11 protein-coding genes are annotated in these 14,742 nt (G+C 70.2%); 7 read left to right on the forward strand and 4 right to left on the reverse strand.

All coding sequences use genetic code 11. The features are described 5' to 3' along the window. Window positions 1–122: 122 nt before the first annotated feature. Complete coding sequence (locus ABD785_RS40720) at window positions 123–848, reverse strand: IclR family transcriptional regulator (RefSeq protein ID WP_344840147.1); 726 nt, start codon at window positions 846–848, stop codon at window positions 123–125. Between the two features lie 147 nt (window positions 849–995). Here ABD785_RS40720 and ABD785_RS40725 point away from each other — a divergent pair, with 147 nt between their 5' ends. The 5 genes from ABD785_RS40725 to ABD785_RS40745 all read left to right on the forward strand — a co-directional run bounded on the left by ABD785_RS40725 (window position 996) and on the right by ABD785_RS40745 (window position 8,518). Further along, window positions 996–2,159: a hypothetical protein gene (locus tag ABD785_RS40725; RefSeq protein ID WP_344840149.1), complete on the forward strand. Its 1,164-nt coding sequence runs from the start codon at window positions 996–998 to the stop codon at window positions 2,157–2,159. Between the two features lie 146 nt (window positions 2,160–2,305). Continuing rightward, window positions 2,306–4,081: a fatty acyl-AMP ligase gene (locus ABD785_RS40730; protein ID WP_344840151.1), complete on the forward strand. Its 1,776-nt coding sequence runs from the start codon at window positions 2,306–2,308 to the stop codon at window positions 4,079–4,081. A 17-nt stretch (window positions 4,082–4,098) separates the two neighbouring features. Then, entirely contained in the window at window positions 4,099–6,558 is a 2,460-nt protein-coding gene (locus ABD785_RS40735) for an MMPL family transporter (protein ID WP_344840154.1), read from the forward strand. 16 nt (window positions 6,559–6,574) lie between these two features. Next, window positions 6,575–7,552, forward strand: a complete 978-nt coding sequence (locus tag ABD785_RS40740) for an alpha/beta hydrolase (protein ID WP_344840155.1) — start codon at window positions 6,575–6,577, stop codon at window positions 7,550–7,552. A gap of 3 nt (window positions 7,553–7,555) precedes the next feature. Continuing rightward, window positions 7,556–8,518 carry an alpha/beta hydrolase gene (locus ABD785_RS40745; protein ID WP_344840158.1) on the forward strand — a complete coding sequence of 321 codons (963 nt, stop codon included), beginning with the start codon at window positions 7,556–7,558 and terminating at the stop codon, window positions 8,516–8,518. 3 nt (window positions 8,519–8,521) lie between these two features. On the opposite strand, the gene ABD785_RS40750 is transcribed toward ABD785_RS40745, so the two are convergent. After that, the gene (locus ABD785_RS40750) at window positions 8,522–9,235 is read right to left on the reverse strand and encodes an SDR family oxidoreductase (RefSeq protein ID WP_344840161.1); all 714 of its coding nucleotides are present in this window, start codon (window positions 9,233–9,235) and stop codon (window positions 8,522–8,524) included. A gap of 79 nt (window positions 9,236–9,314) precedes the next feature. Here ABD785_RS40750 and ABD785_RS40755 point away from each other — a divergent pair, with 79 nt between their 5' ends. Then, window positions 9,315–9,869 carry a TetR/AcrR family transcriptional regulator gene (locus tag ABD785_RS40755; protein WP_344840164.1) on the forward strand — a complete coding sequence of 185 codons (555 nt, stop codon included), beginning with the start codon at window positions 9,315–9,317 and terminating at the stop codon, window positions 9,867–9,869. Window positions 9,870–9,872: 3 nt separating this feature from the next. Here the strand turns inward: ABD785_RS40755 and ABD785_RS40760 are convergent, their stop codons facing one another. After that, entirely contained in the window at window positions 9,873–11,114 is a 1,242-nt protein-coding gene (locus tag ABD785_RS40760) for a glycosyltransferase (RefSeq protein WP_344840167.1), read from the reverse strand. A gap of 104 nt (window positions 11,115–11,218) precedes the next feature. Beyond that, window positions 11,219–12,793 (reverse strand): MFS transporter, encoded by a 1,575-nt coding sequence (locus ABD785_RS40765; protein ID WP_344840170.1) that lies wholly within the window; start codon window positions 12,791–12,793, stop codon window positions 11,219–11,221. Between the two features lie 159 nt (window positions 12,794–12,952). Between ABD785_RS40765 and ABD785_RS40770 the strand changes: the two genes are divergently transcribed. Continuing rightward, window positions 12,953–14,742, forward strand: a 1,790-nt coding sequence (locus ABD785_RS40770) for a beta-ketoacyl synthase N-terminal-like domain-containing protein (RefSeq protein WP_344840173.1), incomplete at its 3' end; no start/stop codon positions are given.

A 14,742-nucleotide genomic window follows, 5' to 3' on the forward strand; every position in this document is an offset into this window, starting at 1 on the left:
TCGCCGACCCAACCAGGTCGACTCCCTCCTCCGCCCCCGCGAGGCACGCACCTGGACGCCGCTCGCCACGGGCGCCGACTTTGAAACAGCCCCTAGAGCTCCTCGGCTCGGGGCTCTCTGCCTCACAGCTCCTTGGCGAAGCCGTCGGCGGCGGTGCGCATCACCGGGACGACCGCGGCGATGGTCTCGGGGGTCATGCGTCCCGAGGGGCCGGAGACCGAGAGCGCGGCCAGGGTGGGGGCGTTCAGCGGGACGGCCACGCAGCGGACGCCCAGTTCCTGCTCCTCGTCGTCGAGCGCGTAGCCCTGGTCGCGGATCCTCGCCAGCTCGGCCATCAGGGCGTCGGGGTCGGTGAAGGTGTGCTCCGTGCGCGACGGCATCCCGGTGCGGGTGACGATCGCGCGGGCCGTCTCGGGCGGGAGCTGGGCCAGCAGGGCCTTGCCGACGCCCGTGCAGTGCGGCAGGACCCGGCGGCCCACCTCGGTGAACATGCGCATCGAGTGGCGCGAGGGCACCTGCGCCACGTAGACGACCTCGTCGCCCTCCAGGACGGCCATGTTGGCGGTCTCGCCGATCTCGTCGACCAGCCGCGCGAGCACCGGCTTGGCCCAGGTGCCGAGCAGCCGGGACGCCCCGTCGCCGAGCCGGATCAGCCGGGGGCCGAGGGCGTACCGCTTGGACGGCTCCTGCCGCACGTACCCCTGGGCGACCAGGGTCTGCATCAGCCGGTAGATCGTGGGCATCGGCAGGCCCGAGGCCTCCGTCAGCTCCGACAGGGCCATCTCGCCTCCGGCGTCCGCCAGATGCTCCAGCAGATCGAAGGCCCGCTCCAGCGACCGCACGCTCATTTCCCCAGCATACGGAAATCCAGTTTCGCTCTGTGAAATCGGGGTCGCGATCGATCTCCTGGTTAGCGCCGACGATCTTGGGGGGATGACTCCAGCACCCCTCGAACGCCCGGCCGAGAGCCGTCCGGGACGAGGGAGGTGGGACGGTTGGCGCGCGTACTCACGATCGGGGCGGTCGCGGGCCTGTCGGCCGTGGCCTTCGCCGGTTCCGCGCAAGCCCGGCCGGTGCCGACTCCGGACCCCGGACCCGCCGCCCGGCTGAGCGCCGGCATCACCGAGGGTGCGAGGAACGGCGATGTCACCTCTTATGTAGTGGAGATCCGTTCCCTGGGGGGCACCGCCCGCGACACCCGGGTGACCCTGACCTCGGCCGCCGCCTGGGCGGAGATCCCCGCCCGGTGCGTCCCCGCCGGGGCCGCTCTCGGCTGCGAGCTGGGTGATCTGGCCGACCGGCTGGAGCTGCGGGTCGGGCTGCGGACCCGGGTCGACGCCGCTCCCCAGCGGCTGCCCGCCGGGGTTCCCGCGGCGGCCGGGAACAGGCTGACGGCGGTCGTCAGGGCGGCCAACGCGCCCGAGGCCACCGCCACGGCCACCGCCACGGCCACCGCCACCACTGGCGCCGCCGTCGCACCTGCCGTGAGCCCGTCCGTCGCTCCGGCGGTGAAGGCGGGCCGGGCCCAGGCGCGTCCTCCGGTCGTGGTGGTGGCCGAGCGGAGCCCGGAGCCGCCGGCGCCGAGGAAGAAGCCCCGCAAGGCGGGGACCCGCAAGCCACGGGCCACGACGACCGTGACCCGGACGGTCTACGTGCCGCAACCGGCCCCGGTCATGCTGCCGCAGGCCGTGCCGCCGATGGCCGTGCCCCCGCCGGTTCCGCAGCTCGTGCCCCAGACGTTGCCTCTTGCGGTGCCTCAGGCGGTGCCGCAGGTCGTCCTGCCGCAGGCGTCGGTCCCGCCTTCCGCCGTCCCGACCGGTTCGGTCCCGGCCGGGCCGGGAGACGCCTCGCTCCAGGGCCAGGCGGCCGTGCTCCTGCCGGGGGTGGCCGCGCCCGTCACACCGGTGGCGGAGGCCCCGGCGAAGACCGGTCCGCCGTCCCTCTCGATGATCAATTCGGCGGATCTGGAGGAGCGCGGGTCATGGCTGACGGTGCTGGCGATCGCCGTCGTGGCGGAGGTCGCCCTGCTCTGGTTCGCCGCCGCGCTGGGGGTCTGGCGGCGGAGATTGTCACCCGGCGACGGGTATCCGCTTCCCCGTCCGGTGCGTGGCCTGCGGCGGAACGTGCCACGGTGGATCAGGTCTGTCCGCAACCGCTAAGATCCGCTGGTCACGGGCTGTTTTCTTGGTTCTTGTCACCTGGATAACAAAAGGTCCGGAATTGAATCGTCCTGGTGGTTAGTGACCGGGTCAGGCTACTTACCGGTAGTCTCGCCGAGTCACCCGCCCGCCCCCAGGAGTGATTCATGGCATTGGGTTCACTGCTCCCCTCGCTGGACCGGAAGCCGCTGATCGAACTCGTCGCCGAGCACGCCCGGGTCAAGCCCGACGCCAAGGCGTTCACGTTCGTCGACTACTCCACCGACCGTGACGGCAGCAAGCGCAGCCTCACGTGGGGAGAGGTCGCGGCGCACGGCGGCGCGATGGCCGCGGCGCTCCGCGACATCGCCGAGCCCGGCGACCGCGCGGCGATCCTGCTGCCGCAGAGCCTCGAGTACCTGACCGCGATGATCGGGGCCTTCGCCTCGCACATCGTCGGGGTGCCGCTGTTCTCCCCGGACCTGCCCGGCAACGCCGACCGGCTGATCCGCGCCTACTCCGACGCCGAGCCGACCGTGATCGTCACCAACGCGGCCGCGCTCCCCTACGTCGAGAAGTTCCTGGACGAGCACGACGTGCCGCGTCCCCGCGGGATCGTGCTGGCCGACGAGATCGACCTGACGCGCACGTGGGAGACCGAGAAGACCGACCCGGACGAGCTGGCCTACCTCCAGTACACCTCCGGATCGACGAGCAGCCCCGCCGGAGTGGAGATCACCCACGGCGCGTTCGCGGTGAACGGCCGCCAGCTGTGGACCTCGTGGGACCCGCCCGCCGCCGAGACCTGCGAGGCCGTCACCTGGCTGCCGCTCTTCCACGACATGGGCCTCATCACCGCGCTGGCGCTGCCGCTGGTCAACGGCAACCACCTGATCATGATCGATCCGGTGTCGTTCCTCATGCGGCCGATCCGCTGGATGCGGCTGATCTCCGAGTGCAGCAACGTCTACACCGCGGGCCCGAACTTCGCCTACGACTACGTGGCGGGGCAGGCCAACGAGAAGAGCCTGGCCGGGCTCGACCTGTCCGGGCTCAACGTCTGCCTGAACGGGGCCGAGCCGATCCGGCCGTCCACGCTGAAGGCCTTCAACGAGGCCTTCGCGCCGGTCGGCCTGAAGCCGGGAGCGCTGCGTCCGGCCTACGGGCTGGCCGAGGCGACGGTGTTCGTGTCCGGCTCGTTCGTGACCAACCCCGACTCCTCGGTCCCGGCCAAGCTGCTGGGCGTGGACCGCGAGGCGCTGACCCGCGGAGAGATCGTCCCGCTGGACGAGGAGAAGGCGCAGTACCTGCCCTCCTGCGGTGCACCGAACGGCCAGTACGTCGCGATCGTCGACCCCGACACCCGGCGTGAGCAGCCCGACGGCAGGGTCGGCGAGATCTGGGTGCACGGCCCGAACCTCGGCCGCGGCTACTGGGGCAACTCCGAGCGCAGCGCCGAGACCTTCAACGCCGTGATCGAGGACGCCGACGGCATCCCGGCCGGCGGCTGGATGCGGACCGGCGACTTCGGCGCGGCCTTCGAGGGCGAGCTGTACGTGACGGGCCGCATCAAGGACCTGATCATCGTCGACGGCCGCAACCACTACCCGCAGGACATCGAGGTGACCACCGAGGCCGCGCACGAGGCGATCCGCCCCGACTACGTGGCCGCGTTCGCGATCACCGGCGAGGAGACCGAGCGCCTGGTCGTCGTCGCCGAGCGCAACCGCAGGGTCCCGATCGCCCGGCTCGACCTGGCAGAGGTCGAGCGCACGGTCAGGGCGCAGGTGAACGTGGTGCACGAGATGCACATCCACGAGTTCGTGCTGATCGAACCGGGCTCGCTGTCGCGTACCTCGAGCGGGAAGGTGGCGCGCGCCGCCACCCGCACCCGTTATCTCGAAGGAGGCCTGGTCCGCACCGCTGACCGGGTCGCCCGCTAAGTCGCAAGGAGCAAGGCATGTACGGCTGGGGCCGGTTCGTTCACCGATTCCGCTGGCTCGTGCTGCTCGTCTCCGTCGTCTCGGCGCTCGGATCCGGGCTGTGGGGGCTCGGGGTCATGGCCCCGACCGTCCTCAAGCAGGGCGGCTTCGAGGACCCGCACTCCGACTCCACCTTCGTCTACGAGACGGCCGTCGCGGACTTCCAGGCGGCCAACCCGCACGTCGTGCTGGTCTACCGCAGCGCGACGCTCCAGGTCACCGACCCCGAGTTCGAGCGGTCGGTCCTGTTCACGGTGGCGCGGCTGCCGAAGCAGCACGTCAAGTCGATCACCTCCTACTGGCACATCCCGGGCGACACCCAGGAGATGAAGGACGCCCGCAGGAGCCTGGTCTCGCACACCGACGGCAAGAGCACGTTCGTCGCCCTCGTGCTCCAGGGCCAGACCGACGCCGAGCTGCTCGACCACTACAACGCGATCAAGGACAGGTTCGCGGCCCCCGGCATGTCGGTGCAGGTCGGCGGCGCGATCCCGATCGGCCAGGACTTCACCACCCAGATGGCCGAGGACCTGCACAAGGCCGAGCTCATCACGCTGCCGCTGGTGGTGATCATCGGCATCCTCGTCTTCGGCAGCGTCACGGCCGCGCTCATGCCGCTGTTCGTCACGATCTTCTCGATCATGGGCGCGCTGGCGGTGCTGCGCGGCATCACCCTGTTCACCGACGTGTCGACGTTCGCGCTCCAGCTCGTCACCATGCTCGCGGCCGGTCTGGCGATCGACTACTCGCTGTTCATCATCAACCGGTTCAGAGAAGAGCTGAACAAGGGCCGGGATCCCCGGACGGCCATGGGCGTCACCATGGCCACCGCCGGACGGACCGTCGCCTTCTCGGCGGTGACGGTCGCCGCGTCCATGGCGGGGCTCCTGCTGTTCCCCCAGATGTTCCTGCGCTCCATCGGGCTCGGCGGCATCGCGGTCATCATCGTCGCGCTGTTCTCGGCCCTGGTGCTGCTCCCGGCGATGCTGTCGATCCTCGGCCACCGCATCGAGTTCCTGCGGATGCCCTGGCGGCGCAAGATCGGCCAGGGCCGCCGCAAGGAGGACAGCGGCGGCTGGTACCGGCTGGCGCACAGCGTCATGAAGCGCCCGGTGCTCTACTTCGTGGGCGTCGCGGCGGTCCTCGCGGTGCTGGTCGCGCCGTTCGGGCACGTGCAGTTCGGCTCGGCCGACATCCGGTCGCTGCCGGAGAAGATGCCGACCCGGCAGGTCGTCGAGACCATCCAGAAGGACTTCTCCGGCGGTGTGCTCGACCCGATCGACATCATGCTCGAAGGCGACATCATCCCCAAGGGCTACAAGCCCGGCAAGGACGATCTCCCGCCGAACCTGCTGAAGTTCCGCAAGTCGGTCGCGGACCTGGAGAACGTCACGGCGGCGCAGTACCTGGGCTGGAACCAGAACAGCGGTGTCGTCCGGATGCAGGTCACCTACAAGGGCGAGGCGGTCGACGACTCGACCAGGACCCTGGTGCGGGAGATCCGGGCGCTGACCCCGCCGGAGGGCGTGCGGTACCTGGTCGTCGGCGGTTCGACGGCGATCCAGATGGACCTCATGACCAGCCTCACCGAGACCCTGCCGCGCACGGCGATCTTCGTCGCGGTGGCCATCTTCATCCTGCTGTTCGCGGCCTTCGGCTCGATCGCGCTGCCGATCAAGGCCATCCTGATGAACCTCCTGTCGATCGGCTCGTCGTTCGGCGCGATCGTGTGGGCCTTCCAGGACGGCCACATGGCCGAGATCCTCAACTTCACCCCCACCGGGACGGTCGACGCCAGCTCGATGATCCTCGTCCTGGCCGTGGTGTTCGGGCTCTCGATGGACTACGAGGTCTTCCTGCTCAGCCGCGTCAAGGAGGAGTGGGACAAGACCCACGACAACCGGGCCGCGGTCGCGATGGGACTCCAGCGCACGGGCGGCATCATCACCAGCGCCGCCGTCCTGCTCATCGTGGTCGTTGGAGCGTTCTCCACCGCCGAGATCACGGTCGTGAAGCTGTTCGGCGTGGGCATCCTGGTGGCCGTCGTCGTGGACGCGACCCTGGTGCGGTCGCTGCTCGTCCCGGCCACCATGCGCTTCCTCGGCGACGCGAACTGGTGGCTGCCCAAGCCGCTGCGCCTCCTGCACGCCGCGATCGACATGGGCGAGGTCCACGACATCGACGTCGAGGACGACGGCCGCCCCGCCGGGGACCCCGACCGGCGGCACCCCTCGAACGACCCCGCGAGCCACCCCTCACACCACCGCTCGGGCCCGCCCGCTCCCTACCGCCGCTCCGTGACTCCTGTGCGAGGCGGATACGCGTGGAGCGCAGGGCGAGAACGGGTGTTTCCTGGACAGTCTGTTAACAAGCGTGAGATCGTTGCCAACCCGGACGGACCGGGCTGGCGTTGGAGAGAGGACGAATATGCGCGCTAAGGGAATGTCGGCGGTCGTGCTGACAGCCGCAGTCGCGCTGTCGTCCGTGGTCGGCGCGCCGGCTTCGGCGAAGGGCGTCAAGTTCAAGAAGGCGCCCGACGGCGCCAGGATCACCGCCTACAAGTGGGTGAGCAAGAACAAGCGCCAGCTCGACGTCACGGTGAAGTCGCCCGCGCTCGGCGGGCAGTCGGTCAAGGTCAGGCTGCTGCTGCCGCGCAAGTGGTCGATGAAGTCGAAGCGCACCTGGCCGATCGTGTACCTGTACCACGGCGGTCACGACAACTACACGTCGTGGGCCCGCAACACCGACGTCGAGACCGTCGCCTCCAAGTACGACGCGATCGTGGCGATGCCCGAGGGCGCCAACGGCTCCTACACCGACTGGTTCAACGGCGGCAAGGGCGGGACGCCCAAGTGGGAGAGCTGGCACATCAGGGAGGTCATCCCCCTGATGCAGCTCAACTTCCGCGCCTCCAAGGTCCGCGCCGCGATCGGCAACTCCTCCGGCGGCCAGGGCGCGATCACCTACGCCGCCCGCTATTCGCGGCAGTTCAAGTACGCCGCCTCGCTCAGCGGCCTGCTCCACATCCTCAAGCCCGGCGTGCCGACGATGCTCCAGTACGTCAACTCCGGCAACGGGCAGGACGCCAACGCGATCTGGGGCGACCCGGTCTTCGACCGCGGCAACTGGAAGCTGCACAACCCCTACGACCTGGCCGCGGGTCTCAAGGGCACCAAGATCTTCTTCTCGTCCGGGACGACCGGCCGTCCGGGCCCTGGCGACCCCAACGTCGACCCGTGGGACATCGGCCTCATCAGCGAGGCGATCACCGGCGGCACCGACCAGGACTTCCACAAGAGGCTCAAGCAGCTCAAGATCCCCCACATCGCGCACCTGTACGGCGACGGCCGTCACAACTGGCCGGCCTGGCGCCGCGAGTACAAGTTCGTCTGGCCGAGGATGATGGCCGCACTGCACGCGAGGAAGTACTAGTCCATGCTGCGTCACCTCGGGGTCGCCGGTGCCCTCGTCCTGACCCTGGTGGCGGCGGTGCCCGCTCCCGCCACCGCCGCGGGCTTCAAGAAGGCGTCCACGGGTGCCTCGATCACCGACTACAAGTGGCTGAACAAGAGCAAGCGGGCCTTCGACTTCACCGTGAAGTCCCCGTCGCTCGGCGCCTCGGAGAAGGTCCGGGTGCTGCTGCCCAAGGGCTGGAAGTACAAGACGAAGCGGACCTGGCCGGTCGTCTACCTGCTGCACGGCGGCCAGGACACCTACGTCTCGTGGACCCACGACACGAAGATCGCGAAGCTGGCCGCCAAGTGGAAGGCCATCGTCGTGATGCCCGAGGGCCGCAACGGGTCCTACACGAACTGGTTCAACGGCGGTAAGGGCGGGATCCCCAAGTGGGAGACCTTCCACATGACCGAGGTGTACCAGCTCATGGAGAAGAACTTCCACGCGGGCAAGAACCGCGCGATCATGGGCAACTCCTCCGGCGGCCAGGGCGCCATGACCTACGCCGCGCGGTACCCCAAGCGCTTCAAGTTCGTCGCCTCCTACAGCGGCATCCTCTCCCTGCTCACCCCGGGAGTGCCGACCGCGCTGGCCTACGTGAACTCCACCAACGGCGTTCCCGACGCCATCTGGGGCGACTCGGTCAAGAACCGCGCCAACTGGCAGAAGCACGACCCGTTCTCGCTGGCCGGGAAGCTCCGCGGGATGAAGATCTACTTCTCCTCCGGCCGCGGCGCCCCGATGCCCAACGACGCGGGTCTGTTCGCCGAGTTCGTCGTCGGCGTCACCAACGACGACTTCGCCGAGCGCCTCCAGGCCCTGAACATCAAGTACAAGGCCCACGTCTACAACGGCGGCACCCACGCCTGGAAGTACTGGTGGGCCGAGATCAACAAGGCGTGGCCCCTCGCGATGAAGGCCATCAAGGCGGGCAAGGCCTGACCCTCAGGCGACCTTGAGGCGGCCGCCGCCGTCGACGGTGAGGACCGTCCCGGTGGTGAAGCCGCCGTCCACCAGGTACTCGATCGCGCGGGCGACGTCGTCGGGGAGCCCGACGCGACCAACGGCCGTCGAGGCGGCGAAGGAGTCCAGCACGGCCGGCCGGGCCTCCTCGCCGAGCCAGTCCCACCAGGGCGTGTCGATGACGCCCGGCGAGACCGCGTTGACGCGCCGCGGCGCGAGCTCGACCGCCAGCCCGGGGACCATCGCCTCGATCGCGCCGTTGACGGCCGCGACCCCGGCCACGCCCGGATAGGCGGCACCGGCCGAGGAGGCCGACACGAAGGTCAGCGACCCGTTCCCGGCCAGGACGGGCAGCGCCGCCTGGGCGGCCAGCACCTGCGCGACCAGCTTGTTCTCGACCGCCTCCCGCAGCGTCTCGGGCGTCAGCTCGGCCAGCGGCCCGACCCCCTGGCGCCCGGTCACGGTGATGACGACATGGTCGACGCTCCCGAGCCCGGCGAACAGGGCCCGCATCGCCCCGGCGTCCCTGGCGTCGGCGGCCCGCCCGCTCACCCCGGCCCCCAGCTCCTTGAGCGCGCCCTCCAGCCGGGCCTCGTCCCTGCCGGTGATGACGACCTCGCGTCCCGTCCGGGCCAGCCGCGCCGCGGTGGCCAGCCCGATCCCCGAGGTCCCACCGATGATCACTACCCGTTCCATGAGGAGCTCCTTTATCGAGGCACTGTGTCTCGTTAATAGGAAAGATAATCGAGACACGATGTCTTGTAAAGTGTGTTCCGTGACACGAGGCAGACCACGGAGTGAGGAGTCCCGGCGCGCGGTTCTCAGCGCGGCGCTGGGGCTGTGCGAGCGTGACGGCTATCAGGCCGTCACGCTGAAGGACATCGCGGCGGCGGCGGGGGTGGGGCGCCAGACGCTCTACCGCTGGTGGGGGGAGAAGGCGGAGATCCTGCTGGAGGCGCTCGGCGAGCTCGCGGCGGAGGGGCTGGCCGCGCCGGAGCCGTCCGGGGACCCCGCGGCCGATCTGGAGGAATTCCTGGTCCGCACGTTCGGTTCCGCCGGGACCTACGTGGGGGCGGTCGTCGTCGGGGTGATGGTCGACGGGCAGGGCCGTCCCGAGCTGGGCGAGCGGGTCCGGCGGGAGCTGATACAGCCGCGGCGGGGCGAGCTGCGGCCGCTGCTGGACCGGGTGCTGCCGCCGGAGGTCGACCGGGAGCTCGCCGTCGATCTGGTCTTCGGGGCCATGTGGTACCGGCTGCTCAACCGGCACGCGCCCGTGGACGGGGCGTTCGCGCGTGAGGTGGCCGCGGCGGTGCTGCGGATGGCGGGCTGAAGGTCAGGGCTGGAGGACGTCGAGCGTCTCGCAGGCTCTGGCCACGCCGTCCTCGGCGGCCAGGGCCCGGGAGAGGTCGGTGGCGCGGTCGCGATGGGCGCGGGTCGTGGTGGCGCGCAGCGAGGCCGCCAGGGACTCGGGCGTGAGCTTGGAGATGGGCAGGGGGGCCGGGCCCGCGCCGAGGGCGTGGATCCGGTCGGCCCAGTAGGGCTGGTCGCCGAAGAACGGGCAGACCAGCGACGGGACTCCCGCGCGCAGGCCCTCCGCCGTGGTGCCCGCCCCGCCGTGGTGGACGACCGCGGCCATCCGCGGGAACAGCCAGGAGTGCGGGGCCTCGCGGAGCACCAGGACGTCGTCGTCGGAGGTTCCGGGGTCGCCGAGCAGGACGCCGCGGTTGCCGGTCGCGCGCAGGGCGTCGCGGATGGCGGCGTCGGTGGCCTCCGGGTCGCCGGGCGCCATGCTGCCGAAGCCGACGTAGACCGGTGGCGGGCCGCTGAGCAGGAACTTCTCCAGCTCCGGCGGCGGTGTCCAGGTCGGCTGGTCGAGGAACCAGTAACCCGTCAGGTGGATGTTCTCCGGCCAGTCGGCGGGGCGGCGGACGACCGTCGAGGAGAAGGCGCACAGCACCTTCGCCTTGCGGGCCTTGGCCAGCGGCCCGCCCAGGAACGGCTCGGCCGGCAGGCGCAGGGCGTCGCGGCGCCAGGAGTTGACGAAGGGCCTGGCGAGCTGCCAGGTCGCGTGCTCGAGCAGCTCGTAGCTGGCCCGGTTGCCGATGGGCCCGAGGTAGCGCGCCTGCTTGAGGAACGGGTGCGGGAACGCCCCGGTCGGCTGGGACGGCTGGAAGTGGATGATCGCGTGCGGGATCCCGAAGTGCTCGCCGAGGTGTGAGCCGAGGAAGGCCAGCGTGGGGGCGAGGATCAGGTCGGCGCCGTCGCTGCCCGCCTGGACCTCCTTCAGCATCCGGTCGGCGATCGGCCGGACGATCCGGTTGAGGTTGCGCAGGAACCGGACCGGATTGCGGCCGCCGGCGAGGAGCTCCTGGCCTTCGGGGGAGTCGACGATCTCGGTCGGGTCCATCGACAGCGGGAAGAAGTCGAGCCCGGTGTCGGCGATGAGCCGCTCGTACCGCCGCGAGGCGATGATCCTGACCTGGTCTCCGCGGTCGGTGAGACCGCGTCCGAGCGCCAGGCACGGCTGGAGATCGCCGCGCGATCCGGCGGCGAAGATCACCACTGTCCGGCCCATGTCCGCCCTCCGGTGTCCGCGACGCTACCTAACGTATGGCTGAACAGCCTGGTGTGTCTTGACAGTTTTCTCTAGAGCACCGGCCGTAAATTCCTCAACAACCCTCACGATCGGGTCATCTCGTACGGGCTGTGCGGGGGCGGCGGCGGCCACGCCGACGGTATCCCGGCCCGCTGGTTGGAGCCCCACCAGTCCGGGATGATCGGGAACGCCCCGGACGACAGCGAGGGGATCGGCCCGGTCGACTCGTAGGCGGGCACCCGGTCCGGCAGCGTGACGGTCGTCTTCTCCGGCTGGGGGGCGGCCCTTCCGGGAAGGGTGAAGGCGCAGATGACCGCGCCGACCATGACCAGCATCCCGCCGACCAGAAGCGCCGCCGAGGACCCCTGCTGAAGGGCGATCTTCGGGTCGAGGCCCTTGGCGTTGCCCTCCTTCTGGAGCGCGTGCAGGACCGCGCCGAGGCCGACGATGCCGAGCGCGGCCGAGATCTCGCGCCCGACGTTGAGCAGCCCGCCCGCGACGCCCGCCCGCTCCTCCGCGACGGTCTTCAGCATGACCATGCCCAGCGGCATGACCAGCGCCGAGCCCACCCCGACCAGGATGATCCCCGGCAGCATGTCGACGAAGGTCGTGCTGATCGTCAGCCGGGAGAACGCGGTGAGGCCGAACGCCATGATCGCCATGCCGGCGGTGCAGGGCACCTTGGGCCCGAACCGGTCGGAGAGGTAGAACCCGACGGGCGTCAGGGCGCCGATGATGACGGCCGGGAGGATGAACACGCTGCCGGCCTTGGCGGGCGACCAGCTCAGCACGTACTGCATGAAGTCGTTGGAGTAGAACAGCACGCCCGCGAAACCGACGCCCCACAGGATCTGGCCGGCGAGCCCCCCGCTGAACGCCTTGTTCCGGAAGAACTCGGTCGTGATCATCGGGTTGGGCGCCCACTTCTCGACCACGATGAACGAGATCAGCGACATCAGGGCGAGCGCGAAGACGGCCAGGGCGCTGGGGGACGTCCAGCCCATGTGGCTGCCCGCGTGGACGCCGTAGGTGATCGCGAACAGCATCGTGGCCGAGGTGAGGACGGCGGGCAGATCGACGCCCTCGTTGCTGTCCTGGCGCTGGCCGTCGAGGACGCGCAGGCCGAGCGCGACGGCCAGCAGCCCGGGGCCCACGTTGATCAGGAAGAGCCACTGCCAGCCGAAACTCTGGATGATCACGCCGCCGAGGCCGGGTCCCGCCGCCGAGGCGACCGAGGCGGTGAGGATGTAGACGAGGTTGCCCAGCGACTTCTGCTTGTCGGTGCGGCCGACCGTCACGGCGACGAGCGTGGCGGGCAGGGCGAGCGCGGCGCCCGAGCCCTGGAGCACCCGGAAGGCGATGAGCTGGGGGAGTTCGTGGGAGAGCCCGGCGCCGAGCGAGGCGAGGGTGAACGTGCTCATGCCGATGGTGAAGACCAGCCGGGTGCCGTAGACGTCGACCAGCCGGCCGCCCGCGATCATGAGGCAGGAGAAGATCAGGATGTAGGAGGTGGCGACCCAGGAGATGGCGCTGAGGCTGGTTCCGAAGTACCTGGTCCAGGTGTCGACGGCGGCGTTGGTCACCGTGTTGTCGAGGGTGACCATGAACGCGCTGACGGCCACGACCGTCAGCGTCCACCCGTACCTGTCCCGTCCCATTACGCCTCAATCAAGTCATATTCGGGTCTACGACCTCTTGTCATCAAGGTGACAAGGAACACGTGAGAATCGTGGTCCTGGAGAGCAGAGGGATACGGTCAAAACAGGACAAGGTTGTCGCTCCGCCAAGACCAGACCAACGTCAGGGGAGCCACACCCATGCCGACAAGCGATGGTTCTCGGTCTGCGGAGTCGGGCGATCCGCAGCTCCAGGCCGAAATCCGAAATTTCCTCATCAATGAGATAGCACATCGTGCCGATCTTGTCACTGCGGAGATAGACGTCGACCGGCCGCTCGAGGAGTTCGGGCTGGCCTCCCGCGACGCGGTGGCGATTGCCGGTGAATTGGAAGAACTGCTTGGTAGGTCGCTGCCCGCCACGCTCGTCTGGGAACACCCGACGATCAACCGCCTGGCCGCCGCGCTGAGCGGGGCCGAACTGCCCGAGGTGGCCGTGGCCTCGGCGCCCGTCGCGGGCGTCTCCAACGAGCCGATCGCGGTCGTCGGGCTGGGCTGCCGGTTCCCCGGCGGGATCGACGGACCGGCCTCCTTCTGGGACTTCCTGATGGCCCGCGGCGACGCGGTCGGCGAGGTGCCCGACGGCAGGTGGGACGCCTTCGACGACGGTTCCCCCGAGATCGCCGACCTGCTCGAGAACGTGACCCGCAGGGGCGGGTTCCTCGACGACATCGCCGGGTTCGACGCCCAGTTCTTCGGCATCACGCCGCGCGAGGCGGCCGTCATGGACCCCCAGCAGCGCCTCGTCCTGGAGGTCGCCTGGGAGGCCCTGGAGCACGCGGGCGTCGCTCCGGCGCGGCTGCGCGGCAGCAGGACCGGCGTCTTCATGGGCGTCTCGGCCCCCGAGTACGCGGGCCTGACCGCCTCCGACCTGACCAGGCTGGAGGCCTTCACGGCCACCGGTGCCGCGCTGAGCATCGTCGCGAACCGGCTCTCCTACCTGCTCGACCTGCGCGGCCCCTCGATGATCGTCGACACGGCCTGCTCGTCGTCCCTGGTCAGCACCCATCTCGCGGTCCAGTCGCTGCGCAGCGGCGACAGCGACGTGGCGCTCGCGGGCGGCGTGAACGTGATCCTCTCGCCGACCATCACGATGACCTTCGACGCGGCCGGCGGCACCGCGGCCGACGGCCACTGCAAGGCCTTCGACGCCTCCGCGGACGGCATGGTCAGGGCCGAGGGCTGCGGCGTCCTGGTGCTCAAGCGCCTGTCGGACGCCCGCCGCGACGGCGACCGCGTCCTGGCGACCATCGCCGCGACCGGCGTGAACTCCGACGGCCGCTCCAACGGCCTCGTCGCCCCCAACGCGGACGCGCAGAAGTCCCTGCTCCGCGACGTGTACGCGGGCCTCGGCGACCGCGAGCTCGACTACCTCGAAGCGCACGGCACCGGCACCTTCCTGGGCGACCCGATCGAGGCCAGGGCCGTGGGCGACGTCCTCGGCCGGGACCGGACCACCCCGCTTCTCCTGGGCTCGGTCAAGACCAACCTCGGGCACATGGAGGCCGCGGCGGGCGCGGCTGGGCTGATTAAGACAGTTTTGTCACTTTCGCACAGAATGCTGCCCGCCTCCCTCCACTTCACGGAACCCAATCCCCACATCGATTTCGACGGCCTGAACCTCGAAGTCGTCGCGCAGGCGCGGGACTGGCCGGCCCACGAGGGACGGCCCGCGCGCGCGGGCGTCTCCGGGTTCGGATTCGGCGGCACCAACGCCCACATCGTCCTGGAATCGGTGGAGGAGGAGGCGGCGCAGGGCACCCCGGAGCACGTTCCGGTGCGGACCTTCCCGCTGTCCGACGTCTCCGCCGACCGGCTCGCCCCCGCCGCCGCCAACCTGCTCGCGGGCGAGGCGTCCGCGGCCACCGCCGCGGACGCGGTCGTCCACGTCCTGCCGCCGCTGCCGGGACCCGCGAGGAAGTCGGGGGCCAA

Source organism: Actinocorallia longicatena (assembly GCF_039534125.1).
GTDB classification, from domain to species: Bacteria; Actinomycetota; Actinomycetes; order Streptosporangiales; family Streptosporangiaceae; genus Actinocorallia; species Actinocorallia longicatena.

Excerpts from the sequence above, each read along its gene's own strand:
- ABD785_RS40760 (WP_344840167.1), bottom strand. The coding sequence starts at position 11,114 with ATGGGCCGGACAGTGGTGATCTTCGCCGCCGGATCGCGCGGCGATCTC.
- ABD785_RS40765 (WP_344840170.1), bottom strand. The coding sequence starts at position 12,793 with ATGGGACGGGACAGGTACGGGTGGACGCTGACGGTCGTGGCCGTCAGC.
- ABD785_RS40730 (WP_344840151.1), top strand. The coding sequence starts at position 2,306 with ATGGCATTGGGTTCACTGCTCCCCTCGCTGGACCGGAAGCCGCTGATC.
- ABD785_RS40720 (WP_344840147.1), bottom strand. The coding sequence starts at position 848 with ATGAGCGTGCGGTCGCTGGAGCGGGCCTTCGATCTGCTGGAGCATCTG.
- ABD785_RS40735 (WP_344840154.1), top strand. The coding sequence starts at position 4,099 with ATGTACGGCTGGGGCCGGTTCGTTCACCGATTCCGCTGGCTCGTGCTG.
- ABD785_RS40750 (WP_344840161.1), bottom strand. The coding sequence starts at position 9,235 with ATGGAACGGGTAGTGATCATCGGTGGGACCTCGGGGATCGGGCTGGCC.
- ABD785_RS40745 (WP_344840158.1), top strand. The coding sequence starts at position 7,556 with ATGCTGCGTCACCTCGGGGTCGCCGGTGCCCTCGTCCTGACCCTGGTG.